Source organism: Pseudoclavibacter sp. RFBA6 (assembly GCF_002931575.1).
Lineage (GTDB): Bacteria > Actinomycetota > Actinomycetes > Actinomycetales > Microbacteriaceae > Pseudoclavibacter > Pseudoclavibacter terrae.
Genome location: NZ_PSUA01000015.1, coordinates 35,872 through 54,851, shown reverse-complemented (window position 1 = coordinate 54,851; position 18,980 = coordinate 35,872). Strand labels below are relative to the sequence as shown.

The following is an 18,980-nucleotide window of genomic DNA, read 5'->3' as shown; positions in this document are numbered from 1 at the left end:
AACTCTGGTCTATACCAGGGCGGATTTTCCAAGTAGAGTCCCCCTAACTTTTCCTTTGACCACGGAGTCTCGTCATGAAATATCTCCAGAAACTCGGCAAGTCACTCATGCTGCCGGTGGCTGTCCTGCCGGTAGCGGCCATCCTGTCCGGTATCGGGTACTGGATCCTCAACACGGCCGGCGAGAACTTCGTCCAGGCCTTCTTCACCGCAGCGGGAGGCGCGCTCCTCGACAACCTGCCCCTGCTCTTCGCGCTCGGCGTGGCAATCGGCATGGCATCGAAGCCAGACGGTACCGCCGCGCTCGCGGGACTCGTGTCGTGGCTCGTCGTCACACGGCTCCTGAGCCCCGAGACGGTCGCAACCCTGCAGGGCATCGCCGTCGAGGACGTGAACATCGGCTTCGGTCGCATCGAGAACGCGTTCGTCGGCATCATCTGCGGCCTCATCGGCGCCTACTGCTACGACAAGTTCAAGGACGTCCAGCTGCCGGCCGCCCTGTCGTTCTTCTCCGGCAAGCGCTCCGTCGCGATCGTCACGACCGGCGCATCCCTCGTCGTCGCGCTCGTCCTCTACTTCGTGTGGCCGGTCCTGTTCGGCGGCCTCGTCTCGTTCGGTGAGTGGATGGTCGGGCTCGGCCCGGTCGGCGCTGGCCTCTACGGCTTCTTCAACCGCCTGCTCATCCCGCTCGGCCTGCACCACGCGCTCAACGCGGTGTTCTGGTTCGACGTCGCCGGCATCAACGACCTCGGCAACTTCCTCAACGGCACGGGCACGGCAGGCGTCACAGGCCAGTACATGACCGGCTACTTCCCGATCATGATGTTCGGCCTCCCAGGTGCCGCACTCGCCATGTACCTCACGGCCAAGACCAACCGTCGCAAGGTCACCGCGGGCATCCTGCTGTCCGGCGCCTTCGCCTCCTTCTTCGTGGGCGTGACGGAGCCGCTCGAGTTCGCGTTCATGTTCCTCGCGCCGGCGCTGTACGTCGTCCACGCGATCTTCACGGGCATCTCAATGTTCATCATGGCGCTGCTGCCGGTGCGTATGGGCTTCGGGTTCTCCGGCGGGTTCATCGACCTCATGCTCGGTTGGGTCAACCCGCTGGCGCAGAACCCGTGGGCGATCTTCCTGGCGGGCGCCGTCTGGTTCGTCATCTACTTCGTGTCGTTCTACTTCATCATCAAGCGCTTCGACCTGAAGACGCCGGGTCGTGAAGACGAGGAAGTCGAAGTGGATGAGACGTCGACGGGGTCGTCGAAGTTCCTGAGCCAGGCCTCCGCGATCCTCAAGGGGCTCGGCGGCAAGGACAACGTGCTCGAGCTCGACAACTGCGCCACGCGGCTCCGGATGGAGATCGCCGACGTGTCGAAGGTCGACGACGCTGCCATCCGCCGGGCGGGCGCCGCGGGCATCATGAAGCCGGGCGGGAAGTCCGTGCAGGTCATCTACGGCCTCGAGGTGCAGTTCGTGAAGGACGCGATGGAGGACCTCATCGCCGGCCGCGTCGAAGCTCCAGCTGCGGCAGTCGCCGCGCCGGTCGTTGCTGCTGATGCAGGCGCAGGTGAAGGCCCGCAGGGCGGCGTCGCCACGAAGACCGTGCTCACGCTGCGTCAGCCGGTCGCGGGTCGCGTCGTGCCGCTCTCCGAGGTTCCGGATGCGACCTTCTCCGAGGGCATCATGGGGCCAGGTGTCGCAGTCGAGCCGACGGGTGACACCGTGTGGGCTCCAGCTGACGGCACCGTCGCCCACGTCTTCCCGACAAGCCACGCGGTCGCGATGAGGCTCGAGGATGGCACCGAGGTGCTCGTTCACGTCGGCGTGGACACCGTGGAGATGAAGGGCCAGGGGTTCGAGACGCTCGTCTCGGTCGGGGATGTGGTCACCGAGGGCACCCCGCTGCTGCGGTTCGACCTCGAGGCCATCCGCGCCGCTGGGCACCCGGTCGTGACGCCGGTCATCGTGCTCGGAGGCACGGATGTGGAGCTGAAGCTGCGCTGACGCTGATCCACACCGAGTCGAGGGGTGAGCTGCCGGGTTCGGCGGCTCACCCCTTCGTGCATGTGGACTAGACCACTCAGGGCTTTGCCGGTAAGGTGATGCGCAACACGCCTCGCCGATCAGGCCGGACCTCCACAAGACTTGGCTGAGGCACACCGATCGTCGTCGATCTCTAGGAGCAGCGCATGGAAGTTGTCATCATGGCCGGGCCGGCGGAAGTCGGCGCCTTCGCCGGCGGACGCATCGCGGATGTCGTCGCGGGCAACCCGGAAGCAGTGCTGGGAGTCGCCACCGGCTCGAGCCCCCTGGAGACGTACCGCGCGCTCGCCGCGCGACGGGACGCGGGACTCGACTTCAGCAGGGTGACCGCCTTCGCGCTCGACGAGTACGTCGGCATCCCCCGATCGCATCCGGAGTCCTACCACGCAGTGGTCGGGCGCGAGGTCGTCGAACCGCTCGGACTGAACCCCTCACGCGTGCACGTGCCGGACGGCCTCGCATCCGACCTCGACGCGGCCTGCGCCGACTACGAGGCCAAGATCCTCGCCGCGGGAGGCGTCGACGTGCAGCTCCTCGGCATCGGCGCCAACGGACACATCGGCTTCAACGAGCCCACCTCCTCCCTCTCCTCGCGCACCCGCGTCAAGACGCTCGCCCCGAAGACCCGCGACGACAACGCGCGCTTCTTCGACAAGGCAGAGGATGTGCCAGTGCACTGCCTCACGCAGGGGCTCGGCACCATCCTCGACGCGCGAAGCGTCGTGCTCGTCGCCCAAGGCGCCTCCAAGGCGCGCGCCGTCGCAGCCATGGTCGAAGGGCCCGTCTCCTCGATGTGGCCCGGCTCCGTGCTGCAGCTGCACCGCCGGGCGACGATCGTCATCGACGAAGCCGCAGCGTCCGAGCTCACCATGGCCGACTACTACCGGTACACGGTCGAACACCGCGCCGGGGTGCAGCCGCAGGCGTAGGCAGGGGCAGAAGCAGGGGGCAGCATCCTCGGCCGAACGGTGATCCTCCCGACGCCCTGTTCGAGGCTGACCGTGTGGGGTTCTCGCGGCCCTGATGGGTTTCTGGGATGCTCGTGCTGGGTTTCGGCGACCGGTGGTGGGTAAAAACCCATCACGGTCGCGGAAAGTCATCACGGAGACACGGTCGCGCCTGCTGGCGCGTTGCTCGCTGCGGCCGTTCTGAACCGAGCTAGGCGAGTGTGAACTCGAAGGCTCGTTCCGTGTCCGGGAAGCTCAGGTCGAGGAAGATGGGCCCCTCTGGGGTCGCTTCGTCTGGGAATTCCACGAACTCGTGGATGGACGTGGTCGGCCAGTCTCCGTTGCAGCCGGGTGCGGACGTGGCCGGGCCGAAGCCATCCTCGTCACCCACCGTGTGGTAGTTCAGTTCGAAGGTGCTCGCGAACTCGAGGGTGAAGTTGTGCTCGTCGACTTGCTTGATGGTCGCTGACGTTTCGAACGAACACGGGGCGAGCAGGGTGGTCTCGTAGGTCACGACGACCCCGGTGCGATCAACCGCCCAACGAGCCTCGGGCTGCGATCCTGTCTGGTCGGTGCTGACGCCCGAGGAGGCAAACGTCGGAGCCAGATCGACGGGGTCGGAAGAACAGCCGGTGAGGCTCGCCGCCAGGATGAGGCCGACCGCGGTCGCTCGCAGAGGCGTCGACGTCCGGTCCATGGTGATGAACCTACTGGATGGGGCACCCCGCGACGAGTGCTCAGCGCACCCACTCGCCGCGCCGCATGACGCGCTGCACGCCGAGCGACGCATCCAGGACGACGAGGTCGGCGTAGTTCCCGGCGGCGAGCGCACCCACTCGCTTGAGTCCGATGGTCGCGGCGGGTGTCGCGGTCGCTGCGCGCACGACGTCCACCAGTGGCAGGCCGGCAACGCCGACGGCGTACTGCACGGCCTGGGCCATCGTGAGCGTCGAACCGGCGATGGCGCCACCTTCCGTGAGGCGGGCGACACCGCCCCGAACCTCGACATCGAGCGAGCCGAGCACGTAGTCGCCGTCGTGCATGCAGGCCGCCGACATGGCGTCCGTCACCAGCATGAACTGGTGCGGCTTCGCGACCGCGGCGAGGCGGAGGGCCGCGGGATGCAGATGCGTGCCATCCGCGATGAGCTCGATCACCGCGTCGGGATGCTCGAGGAGCGCCGCGACCGGTCCGGGCTCGCGGTGGTGCAGCGTCCGCATCGCGTTGAACAGGTGAGTGCCGACGGTAGCGCCGCTGTCGAGCGCGTCACGGGCGACGTCGTACGTCGCGTCCGTGTGTCCGATCGCGGCGACGACCCCGGCCTCGGTGAGCGCCCGGATGGCGTCGAGGCCACCTGGCAGCTCAGGCGCGAGCGTGACCATGCGCACCTTGCCGCGCCCTGCCTCCAGGAGGGCGGCGACATCCTCGCCGCTCGGCTCGATGAGGTGCTGCTGCGCGTGGGCGCCCGGGTGCAGGGGGCTGAGCCACGGCCCTTCGAGGTGGATGCCCGCGAGTGTCCCCTCCTCGACGAGCGTCGCCAGGCCGGAGATCGACTCGCGCATCGCCGGGACGGCGTCCGTGACGAGGCTCGCGACGATCGAGGTCGTGCCGTGCTCGAGGTGCGTGCGGGCCGCCGTCTCGGCGGAATCCCGACGGCCGCCGTCGAACGAAGCGCCGCCGCCGCCGTGCACGTGCGCGTCCACGAAGCCGGGCGCGATCGTCGCGTCGCCGAGGTCGACGACGTCGCGCCGGTCGGCCGGGGGTCGCCCCGCGGCAACCCGGAGCAGGGAGTCCCCGTCGATCTCCACCCATCCGGGCGAGAGATGGTGTTCCGGAGTGATGACGTTCGCGGCGCTGACGATCATTCTGCGGGCTCCGCTTCTCGAGATGACTCACTGGTCTGTACCAGTTGTACTTTTGTCCGTGAGGACAGCGGTGTCAAGTCGAGGTGAGGGGAAGCAGCGCCGCCAGTTCGGCCTCGCGCGACGCCCGGCCGAGCCCAAGCTTGCAGAGCTGTGGCGAAGTGCTGCCAGCGAGATAGCCGCCAGCGCTTCGCCACATCTCTGCGCGCGGGGAGGGCCGCCGCGGGTGTGCGTCAGGAAACGGCTCAGCCCGTGACGAGGCGGTGCTCGTAGGCGAACACGACGATCTGCGCGCGACTCGACAGCTCCAGCTTCGCGAGCACGTTGCGCACGTGCGTCTTCACGGTCGCCTCGCTCACGAACGCGGCCGCCGCGATCTCGCTGTTGCGCAACCCCTTCGCCGCGAGGAGGAAGATCTCGCGCTCGCGGGGAGAGAGGGCGGCGATCGCGAGGTCAGGGCGAGGGGCGATCTCGGCGGGCGCCACAGCCGGGGCGGCACCGCGCGCGATGCGCCCGACCGGCATAGCCGGGGCGTCGCCCGCGTGCACGGCGCGGATCGTGTCGAGCAGCATCTCGGGCGTCGCATCCTTCGTCACGTAGGCGCTCGCGCCGTTGTGCATGGCCTGCAGCACCGCCTCATCCTGCCGGAACGTCGTCAGCATGACGATGCGCGGGCGCGGCCCGGTCTCGTCGGCGTACGGGGCGGCCTCCAGGATGCGTCTCGTCGCGGCGATGCCGTTGAGGCCGGGCATCCGGATGTCCATGAGCACCACGTCAGGGCGCTCGGCGACGACCAGTTCGACGGCTTCCTCGCCGTCCGCCGCAGTGCCGATCAGCTCGAGGTCCGGCTGCGACTCGACGAGCATCCGCATGCCGTAGACGAACAGCTCCTGGTCGTCGACGAGGGCGACGCGGATGCGCGGGGCCAGGTTCGGCTGCGCCGTCGCGACTGCAATGGGCTGGGTGTCGGTGTCGTCGATCACTGCTTGTCCTCATCGGATGCGGTCTCGACCGTGACTGGGCTCGCGCTCTGAGCGTTTTCGGTGCCGGTTACCTTCGGCATGATGTCCTGCGTCGGGATGAACGCCGTCACCACGAACGTCTGGTGGCCGCTGGTCTGGTTCTCGGAAGGCTCTGCCCCGGCGGTCAGCCAACCGCCCGCGAGGCGAGCGCGCTCGCGCATCCCGGCCACGCCGAGGCCAGAGCGTTCCGCGGGTTCGGCCTTGAAGTCGTCGTCACCCACTCCCATGCTGACGATGTTGAGCGACAGCCCGGCCCCGCGCCAGTCGAGCGAGACGGTCGCCGACGCTTCGGAACCGGCGTGCTTCATCGCGTTCGTGAGGCTCTCCTGGACGATGCGGAACACGCTCAGCTCCTGCACCTGAGAGAGGCGCTTGCGTTCTCCGAGGTTGCGCAGCTCGACGTTCAACCCGGTCTCTGATGCCTGCTCCACGAGGGCGTCCAGCTCGTCGAGCTTCGGCTGCGGAGCGGACCCCTGGCCTCCTATGCCCTCGAGCAGGCCCTGCAGCTCGAGCAGCGTGCTGCGGGCGTTGTCGGCGATCTTCTGCAGGTCGTCTGCAGGTTCGCCGCGTGACTCTCGCAGCAGCCGAGAGCCGTCCGCCATCGAGATCGTCACGGTCAGCGAGTGGGCGAGCACGTCGTGGACCTCGCGGGCGATGCGGGAGCGCTCCTGGAGGACGAGCACCTCCGCGGAGGACGCCGAGAGCTCGCCAGCGAGGGCGGCGCGAATCGCCTGGTCGCGCCGCCGCTTGATCGCGTACTGGATGGCGACGCCGAGAACCCAGGCCGCTGCGGCCACGAGCGCGAAGATGAAGGCCAGCTGCGCAGCCGTCTGGAGCATGAGCTCGGACATGGGGCCGCCGACGCTCATGAACTGCATGCTGCCCTGGTCGTTGTACACGACCTGGACGACGTTGTTCCCCTCCGTCGGCCCGTCCCACCCCTCTTGGTAGACGAGCTCGCCGCTCGGGGTGTAGTTGTTGACGCCGGAGAGATACCCCATCGTGCCACCGCCGAGCGGCCCAGACCAGAGGAGCCATTGGCCCGCGTACACGAACAGGAACGCGATCCCGATGCCGTGCACGACGCCGGCTCCCAGCGCGATCCAGCGGGTCAGGCCCATGGTGTTCAGTGCGACGAAGAACACCACGATGGGCATGCCGAAGTGGATGGGCCACCCGGTGGAGTCCGCCATCGGGATCGCCCAGACCAGCTGCAGGAGCGGCACTGCCAGCCCGATGACAAGCGCCACCCTCGGGTACCGCCGCGAGAGGCCGATGGCGATGGCGTACATCAGCGGAGCGGCGTAGAGGGGCAGGTAGCTGCCCCACCGTCCGACCTCGGCGAAGCACCACATGGTGATGAAGAGTGCACCGACCGCGGGTTCGAGGAGCCACCGCAGTGCGGGAGCGGCGGGGAGGCGATCTCGCAGTCTGAGCATGGTCACCAAGCTAGGGGCGATTTCGGACGCGGATGGTCGCGAGCGCGCATCCGGCTCTCCCTTTCATCCGAAGGGGTGAGCGGCGGCCGAGCCACGTCCCGGCTCGCCGGCTGATGCCCCGCATTCGCACCCGTGATGTGCGTTTCAGGACGTTGGAGGCCAGGCTGGTGAGGCCAGCGTCGGCACCGGCGCTCCCTCCAACCCGAAGGTCGTGACCTCCCGATGACGGACAACCGCGCTGCGTTCCAGCACTTCGTCGAGCTGTTCTACGTGCGCAAGCGCGTCGCCGAGGCGTTCGAGTATCTGGTCGCCGACGACTACCGGCAGCACAACCCGACCATCGCCGACGGGCCGGCCGCCGCCGTCGATGCCCTCACTCCGAAGTTCGACGGGTCGCCGGATGCGACGTTCAGCGTCGAGCGCATCCTCGTCGACGGGGACCTCGCGATGGTGCACGTGCGCGCATCCCGACCGGGGGCGCCCGATGCGGCGGTCGCCGACATCTACCGCTTCGAGGGCGGGCGAATCGTCGAGCACTGGGACGTGCTGCAGGCGGTGCCGGTCACGAGCGTCCACGACCACCCCATGTTCTGAAGCCGGAACGCATGAGCGAGGCCGGGGCTACTCCGTCGCGCGCGGGTCGATGAGGATGTCGAGCTCGTTCCACAGCCGCTCGGCCGCGTCGATGCGCACCTTCGTGGCCTCCGGGTCGAGCTGGGCGAGCGTCGCGACGAGCCCCTGCTGCACGGCCATGGGCACGGTGAGCGACGGGAAGAACGACGTGCCCTCCGCCGGGATCATGATGAGGTCGTCCACTGCGCCCTCGAGCTGAGGCGGCAGGTAGTCGGTGAGGGCCACGACCGTCGCGCCCTGCCGGTGCGCGGCGTTGGCGGCCGCGACGATGGTGCGGTAATGCCGCCAGTAGCTGCAGACGATGAGCAGATCGCCGTCGCCCATCTGCGCGACGCTGTTGGAGAGCGCGCTGTCGCGGTCGAGGAGCGCGTGCACGTGGTAGCCGGCGATCTGCAGGTTGTGGACGAGCGCCTGCCCGACCGCGGCGAAGCTGCCCATCGCGGTCACGTGCACCCGCTTCGCTGACTGCACCGCCGCCGCGACGCGGGCGATGGCCACGTCGTCGACGTCGCGCATCGTCGCGGCCAGCAGCTCGGAGTCGTTGCGGAGCGCGTTCTGGAACGGGGTGTCGGTGAGGCCGTGGATCTCGGCGATATCCACCATGGAGAGCTGCGCCAGATAGCGGGTGCGCAGCGCCTGCTGCAGGTCCGGCCACCCCTTGAAGCCGAGCTGCTGCGCGAGGCGCGTGGTCGTGGATGCGCTCACCTGGGCGGACGCGGAGATCTCCGACGCCTGCGCGTAGCTGACCGCGTTGATGTTCGTCACGAGGTAGTTCGCGAGCTTCTGGCTGGTGGGGCCCAGATTCCGGGCCGCGAGCATCCCACGCAGCCAGGCGTCTGGGGAGAGTCGCGTCTCGTCTGCGGTGGGCGGCTCGGCGGCGGACATGCCCTCATTTCAGCACGGATCGGCCCCTGGATGCTCGTGACGGGGACCAGACGGGTGCAATTCTGCAAGAGATTTCGCGCGGGTTACATTTCTGCAATCTGTATTGCATGATGGGGGTTGCTGGATCAAGCTTTCTCGAACACCGACGTTCCCGATCCCCCAGGAGACTCCGTTGTCACTCACCGCACGGCTCGATCGCCTGCCGATCAGCAGACCCCACTACGCGCTCCTGCTCATCGGCGGGCTCGGCTACACCTTCGACGGCATGGACGGCGCGATCGTCGCCTTCCTCATGCCGAGCGTCCGCGACGTGTTCGGCCTGGAGGCCGCGCAGCTGGGCCTCGTCGGCTCGGCCGCACCGTTCGGCTTCCTCTTCGGCGCGCTCCTCGCGGGCTACCTCGGCGACAAGATCGGCCGCAAGAAGGTCATGATGTGGTCGCTCGTGCTCTACGCGGTCGCCTCCCTCGTCGCGGCGCTTTCATGGAACTTCGAGGTCTTCCTCTTCATGCGCATCATCGCCGGCATGGGCGCCGGGGCCGAGAGCGCCATCATCGCGCCCTTCCTCTCCGAGTTCGTCCCGAAGCACCGCCGCGGCTGGTTCGTCGGCACCCTCGCCGGGTTCTTCTCGTTCGGCTTCGTCGCCGCAGCCCTCATCGGCCGCTTCGTCGTCCCAGCCTCCGACGACGGCTGGCGCTGGGCGCAGGTCCTCACCTTCCTCCCCATCGTCATGCTGCTGTGGTGGCGGCGCTCGCTCCCCGAGTCGCCGCGCTACCTCGCGAGCGTCGGCAGGCACGCGGAAGCCGAGGCCGTCGTGGCGAGCTTCGAAGACCGGGTGCGGGCATCCACCGGCAACGACCTGCCCGCAGTCGACCCGAACGCGCCGGAAGAGGAAGCGCCCGTCAAGTTCGGCTTCATCAAGGCCGTGAAGTTCCTCTGGGGCCGCACGATGTGGCGCATCACGGCCACCACCTGGCTCATCTGGTTCGTCATCACGTTCTCCTACTACGGCTTCTTCACCTGGATCCCGACGCTGCTCGTCGACCGCGGCATCGACGTCACCACCAGCTTCACGTACTCGCTCTACATCTACCTCGCGCAGATCCCCGGCTACTTCAGCGCCGCCTACCTCAACGAGAAGCTCGACCGGAAGTTCACGATCGCGCTCTACCTGATCGGCTCAGCCGGGGCCGCGCTGTGGATGAGCCAGGCCAACGACCCCATCATGGTCACCATCGCCGGCATCGTGCTCTCCTTCTTCCTCAACGGCACCTACGCCGGCGTCTACGCCTACACGCCAGAGGTCTTCCCGACCTGGCTGCGCGCCACGGGCGTCGGCATGAGCTCCTCGTTCGGCCGCATCGGATCGATCACCGCGCCCATCATCATCGGCACCTTCGCCGCCCAGTGGGGCTTCGTGGGCGTCTTCGGCATGACCACGACGGTGCTGGTCATCGGCGTCGCCTGCACGCTGCTCTTCGCGGTGCGCACAGCAGGACGCTCGCTCGAGGACATCACCAACAGCGGCAAGGGCGCCATCACCACGACCATCGACAAGGAAGGCAGCAACGCATGACCCCCAACGGCGAACGAGTGCGAGGCGGACAGCAGGGCCAGAGCGAGCAGGGCGGTGAGACGGCGCTGGATGCGGTCGACTGGGCGAGCATCCACCACACCATCGAGGAGGAAGTGGGGGTCGTGCTGTTCACGGTGCTGCGCTTCACCCAGGGCGGGGAGGTGATGGAACGCGTCTACAGCTCGCACGCCGACGAGTACCCCGTCGGCGGGACCAAGCAGGTCGCCACGCAGGTCTCACCCGACTGGGTCGCCGCCTGCCGCGACTCCGGTGAGCCGTTCCTCGGCGCGACCCCGGCCGACCTCGACCGGATCTTCGACGACGCCAGCACCATCAAGGCGCTCGGCTGCGGGTCGATCCTCAACGTGCCCATCCCCGGACCAGACGGGGCGCCGCTCGCGACCGTCAACATGTGCGCACCAGAGGGCACCTACACCCCGACGGCGCAGGAGCGCGCCGTTCAGATCATCGACACCGGCGTGGAGAGCGCCAAGCAGCAGGGAGCATCCGCATGACCGCAGACCTCATCATCCGCAACGCCACCTGGCTCGACGTCGACGCGGGCGAGTACCGAACGGGCGACGTGTCGATCCGGGGCGGTCGCTTCGAGCAGGTCGGCGGCGAGGTCGCCGCCGCCGGCGGGGTCGAGGAACTGGATGCATCCGGTCGCTACCTCCTGCCCGGCCTCATCGACTGCCACGTGCACGTCACCGCGCACACGGCCGACCTGGCATCCATCGGCGAGGAGTCGCCGAACTACGTGGCGCTGCAGGCCGCGAAGCTCATGGGCGACATGCTCAGCCGGGGCTTCACGACGGTCCGCGACGTCGCCGGCGCCGACTTCGGCCTGCACGACGCGCAGGTCGACGGACTCGTGCGCGGCCCGCGCCTCTTCTTCGGCGGCAAGGCGCTCTCCCAGACCGGCGGGCACGGCGATCCCCGCTCGCGTGGACGCGACAGCCACGACGGAGAGTACACCTGCTCGCACATCGGCCGGGTCGTCGACGGCATCTCCGCCGTCCGTCACGCGGCCCGCGACGAGATCCGCCGCGGCGCCCACCACATCAAGATCATGGCGGGCGGAGGCGTCGCCTCACCCACCGACCGCGTCGACTCCACGCAGTTCTCCGTCGAGGAGATCGAGGCCGTCGTCGAGGAGGCGACCGCCGCGAACCGCTACGTCACGGCGCACGCGTACACGGCCCGGGCCATCAACCGCGCCCTGCGGGCAGGCGTGCGCGGCATCGAGCACGGCAACCTGCTCGACGACGAGTCGATCGACCTGTTCCTCGAGCACGACGCGTTCCTCACCATGAACCTCGTCACCTACTGGGCGCTCATGGAGGAGGGACGCGAGCACGGGCTGCCGCAGGACAACTGGGAGAAGGTCTCCGACGTGCTCGAGGGTGGCAAGGTCGCGCTCGAGAAAGCCCACAAGGGTGGCGTGAACCTCTGCTACGGCAGCGACCTGCTGGGCGGCATGCAGCGCCACCAGGCCCGCGAGTTCGAGGTGCGCGCCGAGTTCATGCCGGTGCTCGACATCGTCCGCAGCGCCACGACCACCGCGGCTCGCCTGCTGCAGCGGGAGGGGGAACTCGGCGTGATCGCGCCGGGCGCGCACGCCGACCTCATCGCCGCATCCGCCGACCCGCTCGACGACGTGAGCGTGCTCGCCGAGTCGCGCCTCGACTGGGTCATGCAGGGCGGGGTGCTCGTCTAGCGGTGCGGTGCGGTGCGGTCGCGGTCTGGCGCTCAACGCCCCTGCTCCGGCCAGCCCTCGACAGGGTTGTGGCAAAGTGCTGTCTGGGCGTGATCGGACAGCATTTCGCCACAACCTTCGCCGCGACGGCGAAGCGACGGCGCAGTAGCTACCGGATCTGGCGCACCTGGAACTGCATGCGGGGGTTCGCGAACGCGTCCTGAGCCGCGACGATCTGCAGCTCACGCTCACCCGAGTCGAGCGTGATCTGCAGCAGGTCGAAGACGCTGGAGACCGTCGCTGCGAGCGCCTCGGACGCCGAACCGGACGTGCGGTAGTGCGCCGTGAAGAGCGCAGAGGTGACGTCGCCCGATCCGTTCGCCTTGAACGGCAGGTACGGGGTCTGCACGATCCAGGCGCCCGTGTCATCGACCGCCATCATCTCGATGGTGCCTTCCGGGCGGTCTGGGCGCTCGACGCTCGTGACGAGCACCGTGCGCGGGCCGAGGTCGCGGGCCAGGTCAACCGAATCGAGGGTCTCGTCGATCGTCGCGGGCGTCGTGCGCGTGAGGAAGCCGAGCTCGAACTGGTTCGGCGTGAGGATGTCGGCGACCGGCACGACCCGTTCGCGGATGAGCTCCGGGATGGCGGGGGCGACGAAGCAGCCAGACTTCGCGTTGCCCATGACGGGGTCGCACGTGTACGTCGCGGCGGAGCTGAGCTCCTTGGTGCGCTTCACCGCGTCGACGACGACATCGACGATCTCCTCGCCGCCCAGGTAGCCGGAGAGCACCGCATCCACCTGCGCGAGCGCACCGCGCTCCTCCACGCCGAGGATCACGTCGCGCACGTCCGACGCTGGGAGGAGCGGGCCGCGCCAAGCGCCATAGCCCGTGTGGTTCGAGAACACGACGGTCGAGACCGGCCACACCTCGTGTCCGAGGCGCTGCAGCGGGAACACCGCAGCCGAGTTGCCCACGTGCCCGAAGGCGACCGACGACTGGATCGACAGGATCTTCATCCCTCGATCTTCCCACGCCGAGCCCGGCCTTGCCGCCGGACGACGCCGTGCGACGGATGCGCGCTCCCTGTGCCATCTCCGGCGGGCGGGGGAGACATCTCCCGCCCACGGTGGAGGCCGGTGTCGGTGGTCGCTCGTAGCGTTGAAGGGAACAGCGAGCCACCGCAGCGAGCGCAGATCGAGAGCAAGGGGAAGCGCATGACACACGAACGCCAGCCGCAGAACCCGGCGGGAGCGCAGCATCCGCAGTCGCCGCCTTCGCCTTCCCCCGCAGCGAGCGCGGTGACCGGCGCACCCGCCCCGTTTGGTGACGAGACTCCGCGCGGCCCGGCCAAGCGCATCCTCGTCATCGCCGCACTCGTCGCGGGGCTCGTCGCGATCGTGCTCGGGATGCTCGTGGGCCCGCAGCGACAGGCGCTCGGCACGCAGACCTCGGGTGATGAGGCCCTCGCGGCGCGGGTCGTGGATGCGGTGGGTGGGCATGGCGGCTTCCGCTCGGTGGTCGTCGCCGAGGTCACGTCTGAGGGCACGACCTGGGCCGGTGTCGGCAAGACAGGCGAGGGCCGAGACGGCGCGGCGCCCACGGACGGGACGCTGTACGAGCTCGGCTCCGTCACGAAGACCTTCACGGCCTCGCTGTTCGCGGACGCCATCGACCGCGGCGAAGTGACCGCGCAAGACCCGCTCTCGGCGCACATCCCAGAGCTCGAGGGAACCCCGGCCGGTGAGGTGACGCTCGCGAGCCTCGCGCAACACAGTTCGGGCCTCCCGCGCCTCGGGCCGAGCTTCGCCGTCGAGTCGCTCGCGGCGTCGCTCTCCGGCGGCAACCCCTACGGGCCGCAGACCACCGAGGTCATGGTCCAGGATGCGGCGGCCGCGCCCGTCGACCCCGCGCAGGGTCCCCTCTACTCGAACCTCGGCGTCGCGCTGCTCGGCACGGCGCTCACGAACGCGGCGGGCGCCGACAGCTACCCGGCGCTCCTCGAGGAGCGGGTGCTCGGGCCCGTCGGCATGGAGTCGACGAGCATCGCGACGACCGAGGCCGAAGTTCCCGCGGACACGACGCCCGGATTCCTGACGAACGGCATCCCAACCGACGCCTGGTGGGGCGAGGGGTACGCGCCCACCGGCAGCTCGACGACCACCACCGTCGCCGACCTCGCCGCCTGGGCGTCCGCGAACCTCGATGGCACAGCCCCAGGCGTCGCATCACTCGAACCGACGGCGCAGTTCGCCGAAGGCAGCGACATCGGCTGGATCTGGCAGACGACGCAGGTCACCAACCCGACGGCGACGTCGAACCCGAGTCTCACCTGGCACAGCGGTGGAACCGGTGGATTCGCGTCCGTCGTCATGCTCGACCGCGACGCCGGCAAGGCGGTCGTGGTGCTCGGCAACACGCAGCAGATCGTCGACCCCATCGCCGTCTCGCTCCTGACCGAGGCGGAGGTGCCCGACCTCGGCGCCCAGGGGGCGCTGCTCCTGTGGGTGACGTTCGGGTTCGCCCTCATCGCGTCCGGTCTCGCGCTGCTCTTCGCGTTCCGCTCGAAGGCCGCCCTGCCGATCGTGAACTGGCTGCTGCTCGCAGCGTCGGGGCTCGTGAGCCTCTGGTTCGCCGGCCCCTGGGCGAGCGTCGGCGGCTGGGCCTTCGGGCTGGCCCTCGCTCCCGCGCTCGCGGCGGTCGCGGTCGGCGTGCTGCGCTCCCCGGCGCTGCGATTCCAGCCGAAGAGGTGGGCGTGGCTCAGCTGGGTCGGCCTCGCCATTGTGCTCGTGATCCTCGTGGCGACGCTGCTGGTCGTGTGATGTCGGGCTGGGCGGTCGCCATCTGCTGCGCGGGACGGCGACCGTCTGGCGCCGCGACGGCCGCCACCCGCGCCTCGAAGCGCCCGGTTACGCGCAGCCCTCGAGCACGTCGCGCATCGCGTCGTGCTCAGCCTGCGTGACCCACAGGTTGTAGGTGGCCTTCACCACGATCTGCCGCGCCACGTAGGTGCAGTGGTACGACTCCTGCGGGGGCAGCCAGTTCGCCGCATCCTGGCTCTTCTTGTCGTCATTCACCCAGCCGGCCGTCGCCTGCAGGTTCATGGGGTCGTTCGACAGCTCGACCCGCTCCACGAACGACAGCTCTTTCGCGCCCGTCCGCCACGCGTTCGCGAGCGCCACCACATGGTCGATCTGCACGAGCGGACTCGTGTCGGGGCCGCGCTCGAAGTCGATCTCGTCGCCCGAGTACGGGTCGATGAAGACGCCGGTGTCGACGCGGCAGCCGTCGCGGTTCAGGTCGACGTCGGTCATGGATGCGGCCAGGGCGTCGTTGCGTGCATCGCACCCGTTGCCGTCCGGGTCCTGCCAGCCCTCGCCGAACGACCCCTCACGGTCGAACTCCTCCCACTCATCTCGCGGCGCGATGTCGAGCTTGCCGAGCACGTCGAGCGCATCGTCGGCGAACGAGGTCGACGCCTCGCCGTCAGTGGTAGCCGCCTCCACCTCGTCGGTCAGTGCCACCAGCTGGCTGGCCTCGGGTGACGAGGCGCTCTCGGCCGGCGCGGACTGCGTGCCCAGGGGGGTGCACCCCACCAGCAGGGTCGCGACACCTGCGAGCGCGACCGCTGCGAGCATGCGGCGTCTTGATCGTCTGGTGGCGGCGGCGTGAGCGGATGCAGGAAAGGGAAGCACTGGGAACTTTCTCGAGCGGGTCGGCCGCACCAGACTGCCATACGGCCAGCCGTCGGACGCGAGTCGGATACCGTCCACAGAGGGACGGGTTCGGAGGCTGTGCGCGGTCTGACGGTGGCAGAATGTGGAAGCCGCGGCTGTCCGCGGTCACGCACCGCAGAATCCCGGGGGAACATCCATGACCGAAGCAGGCCACGCCGCCTCACCCGTCGACGATGAGCGCGACGGCGAACGCCGACGGCCGGTCGCGCTCGTCACGGGAGCGACTCGCGGCATCGGCGAAGCCATCGCCCACGAGCTGAGCCGCACCCACCACGTCCTGGTCGGCGGGCGCGAACCGCGCGCAGTCGCCGAGGCCGCCGCGCGCATCCCGGGAGCGACGCCGTTCGTCGCAGACCTCACCGACGAGCGCCAGCTCGCAGAAGCGACCCGCAGCATCCGCCGCCTCGACGTGCTCGTGCATTCGGCGGCCGTGCTCGGCGGGCACGACGCCATCGCAGAGAGCTCCCGTGAGCGATTCCGTCGCGCCTTCGAGCTCAACGTGTTCGCCGTGGCCGACCTCACCCGCCTCCTGCTGCCGCTGCTTCGAACGAGCGAGGGCACGGTCGTCATGATCAACTCGGGTTCCGGCTACGCGAGCGGCGCGGGCACCAGCGTGTACAGCGGCACGAAGTTCGCCCTGCGCGCGCTGACAGACGCGCTCCGCGAGGAAGAACGCGAACATGGCGTGCGCGTGTCCAGCATCCACCCGGGCCGCGTCGACACGGACATGCAGCGCGAGCTGCGGCAGTTCGAGCAGGGCAGCTACGAGCGCGAGCGCTACCTCACGCCGCAGGCGGTCGCGCAAGCCGTGCGTCTCGCCGTCGACACCCCTGCTGGTGGGGCGGTCGACGAGCTCAAGATCCGACCGATGCGCTGAGCTGACGCAGTCATGGCCGGCACCAATCAGATCTTCACCATCGTCGCCTTCGCACTGCTCGTCGTGCTCGTGCTCGGCCTCGGCCTGCTCGTGGCGATCCTCGTGCAGCGTCGCCGAACGAAGAAAGCCAAGGCCGCGTCGGAGCTGCGCAAAGCCGAACGTCGCAGGGCGGGAGAAGCGGGAGTCGCTGGCCTGCACGAAGACACCGACACCAGCGGCGGCATCTCGCTTCTCGGGCTGTCGGTGCAGCAGGCGATCCCGGATGCGGCTCCCAGCTCGCCCAGCGCTCCCTCGCCATGGGCCGCCGCACCTCGACGGACTGAGCGGCCAGCGTCGTGGCTCCCCGCGCCAGTGCAGCAGGCCTCGGGATCGCAGGCTTCCGCATCCCACATGCCTGCGCCACACGCACCTCCTGCTCCTGCGCCGTACGGGCCTGCGCCCGCCTCGTCCGCGCCTGCGGCTTACTCGCCTGACTCGCAAACGCCTGCTTCTGCTCCTGCTCCTGCTCCTGCGTCGCAGTCCAGACGGGCCCCGTCGTACCCGGCTCCGCGTCCGACACCACGACACGTCGAATCAGCACCGTCTGAGCAGGCGCAACGGGCTCCGTCACCGGCGGAGCGCACCGATCCGACACCGGTTGGGGGAGCCGAGCCGACGCCGCGACACCCCGATCTCGGACACGCGCCGGCGCCGCACTCCTACGGCTCGACGTTCTCCGGAGGCGGCACCCGCAAGCACTGACGCGCGTCGGGCTGGCTCGCCCCCCCCGCATCCACACGAGAAATGCCTGCCCCACTGCTCAGGGACAGGCATTCCTCGTGTGGATGTTCCACACCGAGGTGGGGTGGATGCGCCTGGCAGCCCAGCCGTCCGGCCAGGAAACTACGCGTGCGAGGCGACGTGGTCTTCGACGGCGTGCTCTGCCTCGGAGTCGTCACCCGCGATGACGGCGTCGAGGCTTTCGCGCACGATGCGGAGGCCCGTCTGCAGCTCCTCGCTCGTGAGCGTGAGCGCGGGGAGGAACTTCAGGACTTCCTCGAAGGCGCCTGCGGTCTCGATGACGAGCCCGCGCTGGAACGCCTCAGCGGAGACGCGCGAGGGGAGGTCGCGGTCACGGAGGCTGACGATGCCGTACATGAGGCCGCGGCCGCGGACCGTGAAGTCGAGCTGCGGGTAGTCGGCGGCGATCGCCTCGAGGCCCGCGCGGAGCTCAGCGGAGCGCTCGGCGACCTGCGTCATGAAGGCGTCGTCGGCCCAGTACTCCTCGAGGGCGACGCGTGCGGTGACGAACGCGAGGTTGTTGCCGCGGAAGGTGCCCGTGTGGGCGCCCGGCTTCCACACATCCACGGCCGGGCGGAGCAGCACCAGCGACATGGGCAGGCCGGACGCGGAGATCGACTTCGACACGGTGACGAGGTCGGGCACGATGCCGGACTCCTCGAACGCGAAGAAGGAGCCGCTGCGTCCGATGCCGGCCTGGATCTCGTCGAGGATGAGGAGGATGCCGCGCTCCTCCGTGATCGTGCGGAGGCGTCGCAGCCACTCCGGGCTTGCGACGTTGATGCCGCCCTCGCCCTGGATGGCTTCGACGATGACAGCGGCGGGCAGGTCGAGTCCGCTGCCGGTGTCGTCGAGCATCTTCTCGAACAGGTCGAGCGTGTCGAGCTTGTCGCCCAGGTAGCCCTCGAAGGGGAGGCGCGTGACATCGCCGAGGGTTGTGCCGGCGGCGTCGCGGTACTTCTTGTTGCCGGTGACGGCGACGGCGCCGAGGCTGAGGCCGTGGAAGCCGTTCGTGAACGCGACCACATTGGTGCGGCCGGTCGCCTGGCGGGCGACCTTGAGGGCGGCTTCGACGGCGTTCGCGCCGGTCGGGCCGGTGAACTGGATCTTGTAGTCGTAGCCGCGGGGCTCGAGCACGTACTGCTCGAACGCTTCGATGAAGGCGCGCTTCGCGGACGTCGCCATGTCGAGCCCGTGCAGGATGCCGCCGTGCTCGATGTACTCGACAAGGGCCTTCGTGAAGAGCGGGTTGTTGTGCCCGTAGTTGAGCACGCCGGCGCCGGCGAAGAAGTCCAGGTACTCGTCGCCGTCCGCGGTCACCAGGGTGGAGCCGGACGCGCGGTCGAAGACCACGGGGAACGAGCGGATGTATCCGCGGACTTCTGACTCGCGACGGTCGAATACTTCAAGGGGCGAGGAGTCGCTCATGCTCAATTCACCTTCTGCTTGTTGACGTGGCCTGTTTTTGACGAGCCGGGCTTGCCT

Annotated in this window: 17 protein-coding genes; 9 read left to right on the top strand and 8 right to left on the bottom strand. The window is 69.1% G+C overall.

The window, feature by feature from the left end; translation table 11 throughout:
- Nucleotides 1-74: 74 nt before the first annotated feature.
- Both nagE and nagB read left to right on the top strand, forming a co-directional pair.
- Nucleotides 75-2,000, top strand: coding sequence for an N-acetylglucosamine-specific PTS transporter subunit IIBC (gene nagE, locus C5C17_RS14940; protein ID WP_104254168.1), 1,926 nt, complete (start codon nt 75-77; stop codon nt 1,998-2,000).
- 185 nt (nt 2,001-2,185) lie between these two features.
- Complete coding sequence (gene nagB / locus C5C17_RS14935) at nt 2,186-2,968, top strand: glucosamine-6-phosphate deaminase (RefSeq protein ID WP_104254167.1); 783 nt, start codon at nt 2,186-2,188, stop codon at nt 2,966-2,968.
- Between the two features lie 229 nt (nt 2,969-3,197).
- On the opposite strand, the gene C5C17_RS14930 is transcribed toward nagB, so the two are convergent.
- From C5C17_RS14930 to C5C17_RS14915, 4 genes are all read right to left on the bottom strand, one after another.
- Nucleotides 3,198-3,683 carry a hypothetical protein gene (locus tag C5C17_RS14930; RefSeq protein ID WP_104254166.1) on the bottom strand — a complete coding sequence of 162 codons (486 nt, stop codon included), beginning with the start codon at nt 3,681-3,683 and terminating at the stop codon, nt 3,198-3,200.
- 40 nt (nt 3,684-3,723) lie between these two features.
- Nucleotides 3,724-4,851, bottom strand: coding sequence for an N-acetylglucosamine-6-phosphate deacetylase (gene nagA, locus C5C17_RS14925; RefSeq protein ID WP_104254165.1), 1,128 nt, complete (start codon nt 4,849-4,851; stop codon nt 3,724-3,726).
- A 242-nt stretch (nt 4,852-5,093) separates the two neighbouring features.
- The gene (locus C5C17_RS14920; RefSeq protein ID WP_374953924.1) at nt 5,094-5,828 is read right to left on the bottom strand and encodes a response regulator; all 735 of its coding nucleotides are present in this window, start codon (nt 5,826-5,828) and stop codon (nt 5,094-5,096) included.
- The gene (locus tag C5C17_RS14915; RefSeq protein WP_104254164.1) at nt 5,828-7,309 is read right to left on the bottom strand and encodes a sensor histidine kinase; all 1,482 of its coding nucleotides are present in this window, start codon (nt 7,307-7,309) and stop codon (nt 5,828-5,830) included. The genes C5C17_RS14920 and C5C17_RS14915 overlap by 1 nt, the downstream gene beginning before the upstream one ends.
- A gap of 222 nt (nt 7,310-7,531) precedes the next feature.
- Between C5C17_RS14915 and C5C17_RS14910 the strand changes: the two genes are divergently transcribed.
- A complete protein-coding gene (locus C5C17_RS14910; protein WP_104254163.1) occupies nt 7,532-7,903 on the top strand; it encodes a nuclear transport factor 2 family protein in 372 nt (123 codons plus the stop codon).
- A 27-nt stretch (nt 7,904-7,930) separates the two neighbouring features.
- On the opposite strand, the gene C5C17_RS14905 is transcribed toward C5C17_RS14910, so the two are convergent.
- Complete coding sequence (locus C5C17_RS14905) at nt 7,931-8,827, bottom strand: MurR/RpiR family transcriptional regulator (RefSeq protein ID WP_104254162.1); 897 nt, start codon at nt 8,825-8,827, stop codon at nt 7,931-7,933.
- Nucleotides 8,828-8,999: 172 nt separating this feature from the next.
- Between C5C17_RS14905 and C5C17_RS14900 the strand changes: the two genes are divergently transcribed.
- The 3 genes from C5C17_RS14900 to C5C17_RS14890 are packed head-to-tail and all read left to right on the top strand — an operon-like array spanning nt 9,000 to nt 12,120.
- On the top strand, nt 9,000-10,400 hold the full coding sequence (locus tag C5C17_RS14900; RefSeq protein WP_104254161.1) for an MFS transporter: 1,401 nt from the start codon (nt 9,000-9,002) through the stop codon (nt 10,398-10,400).
- Entirely contained in the window at nt 10,397-10,915 is a 519-nt protein-coding gene (locus tag C5C17_RS14895; protein WP_104254160.1) for a hypothetical protein, read from the top strand. The genes C5C17_RS14900 and C5C17_RS14895 overlap by 4 nt, the downstream gene beginning before the upstream one ends.
- Nucleotides 10,912-12,120: an amidohydrolase family protein gene (locus tag C5C17_RS14890; protein ID WP_104254159.1), complete on the top strand. Its 1,209-nt coding sequence runs from the start codon at nt 10,912-10,914 to the stop codon at nt 12,118-12,120. The genes C5C17_RS14895 and C5C17_RS14890 overlap by 4 nt, the downstream gene beginning before the upstream one ends.
- Nucleotides 12,121-12,268: 148 nt before the next feature.
- Here C5C17_RS14890 and pdxY read toward each other — a convergent pair whose 3' ends face one another.
- A complete protein-coding gene (gene pdxY / locus C5C17_RS14885; RefSeq protein WP_104254158.1) occupies nt 12,269-13,120 on the bottom strand; it encodes a pyridoxal kinase PdxY in 852 nt (283 codons plus the stop codon).
- A gap of 198 nt (nt 13,121-13,318) precedes the next feature.
- Here pdxY and C5C17_RS14880 point away from each other — a divergent pair, with 198 nt between their 5' ends.
- The gene (locus C5C17_RS14880) at nt 13,319-14,923 is read left to right on the top strand and encodes a serine hydrolase (protein WP_146079196.1); all 1,605 of its coding nucleotides are present in this window, start codon (nt 13,319-13,321) and stop codon (nt 14,921-14,923) included.
- A gap of 87 nt (nt 14,924-15,010) precedes the next feature.
- Here the strand turns inward: C5C17_RS14880 and C5C17_RS14875 are convergent, their stop codons facing one another.
- The gene (locus tag C5C17_RS14875) at nt 15,011-15,739 is read right to left on the bottom strand and encodes an HNH endonuclease family protein (protein WP_104254156.1); all 729 of its coding nucleotides are present in this window, start codon (nt 15,737-15,739) and stop codon (nt 15,011-15,013) included.
- 235 nt (nt 15,740-15,974) lie between these two features.
- On the opposite strand from C5C17_RS14875, the gene C5C17_RS14870 reads away from it, so the two are divergent.
- On the top strand, nt 15,975-16,715 hold the full coding sequence (locus C5C17_RS14870; RefSeq protein ID WP_104254155.1) for an SDR family oxidoreductase: 741 nt from the start codon (nt 15,975-15,977) through the stop codon (nt 16,713-16,715).
- A gap of 12 nt (nt 16,716-16,727) precedes the next feature.
- Nucleotides 16,728-17,456 carry a hypothetical protein gene (locus C5C17_RS14865; RefSeq protein WP_104254154.1) on the top strand — a complete coding sequence of 243 codons (729 nt, stop codon included), beginning with the start codon at nt 16,728-16,730 and terminating at the stop codon, nt 17,454-17,456.
- 141 nt (nt 17,457-17,597) lie between these two features.
- On the opposite strand, the gene ectB is transcribed toward C5C17_RS14865, so the two are convergent.
- Nucleotides 17,598-18,923 (bottom strand): diaminobutyrate--2-oxoglutarate transaminase, encoded by a 1,326-nt coding sequence (gene ectB / locus C5C17_RS14860; RefSeq protein WP_104254153.1) that lies wholly within the window; start codon nt 18,921-18,923, stop codon nt 17,598-17,600.
- Between the last annotated feature and the right edge of the window lie 57 nt (nt 18,924-18,980).

What these genes read in the sequence shown, in the direction of transcription:
- nagE (WP_104254168.1), top strand. Translation starts at nt 75, where the DNA reads ATGAAATATCTCCAGAAACTCGGCAAGTCACTCATGCTGCCGGTGGCT.
- nagB (WP_104254167.1), top strand. Translation starts at nt 2,186, where the DNA reads ATGGAAGTTGTCATCATGGCCGGGCCGGCGGAAGTCGGCGCCTTCGCC.
- C5C17_RS14930 (WP_104254166.1), bottom strand. Translation starts at nt 3,683, where the DNA reads ATGGACCGGACGTCGACGCCTCTGCGAGCGACCGCGGTCGGCCTCATC.
- nagA (WP_104254165.1), bottom strand. Translation starts at nt 4,851, where the DNA reads ATGATCGTCAGCGCCGCGAACGTCATCACTCCGGAACACCATCTCTCG.
- C5C17_RS14915 (WP_104254164.1), bottom strand. Translation starts at nt 7,309, where the DNA reads ATGCTCAGACTGCGAGATCGCCTCCCCGCCGCTCCCGCACTGCGGTGG.
- C5C17_RS14910 (WP_104254163.1), top strand. Translation starts at nt 7,532, where the DNA reads ATGACGGACAACCGCGCTGCGTTCCAGCACTTCGTCGAGCTGTTCTAC.
- C5C17_RS14905 (WP_104254162.1), bottom strand. Translation starts at nt 8,827, where the DNA reads ATGTCCGCCGCCGAGCCGCCCACCGCAGACGAGACGCGACTCTCCCCA.
- C5C17_RS14895 (WP_104254160.1), top strand. Translation starts at nt 10,397, where the DNA reads ATGACCCCCAACGGCGAACGAGTGCGAGGCGGACAGCAGGGCCAGAGC.
- C5C17_RS14890 (WP_104254159.1), top strand. Translation starts at nt 10,912, where the DNA reads ATGACCGCAGACCTCATCATCCGCAACGCCACCTGGCTCGACGTCGAC.
- pdxY (WP_104254158.1), bottom strand. Translation starts at nt 13,120, where the DNA reads ATGAAGATCCTGTCGATCCAGTCGTCGGTCGCCTTCGGGCACGTGGGC.
- C5C17_RS14880 (WP_146079196.1), top strand. Translation starts at nt 13,319, where the DNA reads ATGACACACGAACGCCAGCCGCAGAACCCGGCGGGAGCGCAGCATCCG.
- C5C17_RS14875 (WP_104254156.1), bottom strand. Translation starts at nt 15,739, where the DNA reads ATGCTCGCAGCGGTCGCGCTCGCAGGTGTCGCGACCCTGCTGGTGGGG.
- C5C17_RS14870 (WP_104254155.1), top strand. Translation starts at nt 15,975, where the DNA reads ATGACCGAAGCAGGCCACGCCGCCTCACCCGTCGACGATGAGCGCGAC.
- C5C17_RS14865 (WP_104254154.1), top strand. Translation starts at nt 16,728, where the DNA reads ATGGCCGGCACCAATCAGATCTTCACCATCGTCGCCTTCGCACTGCTC.
- ectB (WP_104254153.1), bottom strand. Translation starts at nt 18,923, where the DNA reads ATGAGCGACTCCTCGCCCCTTGAAGTATTCGACCGTCGCGAGTCAGAA.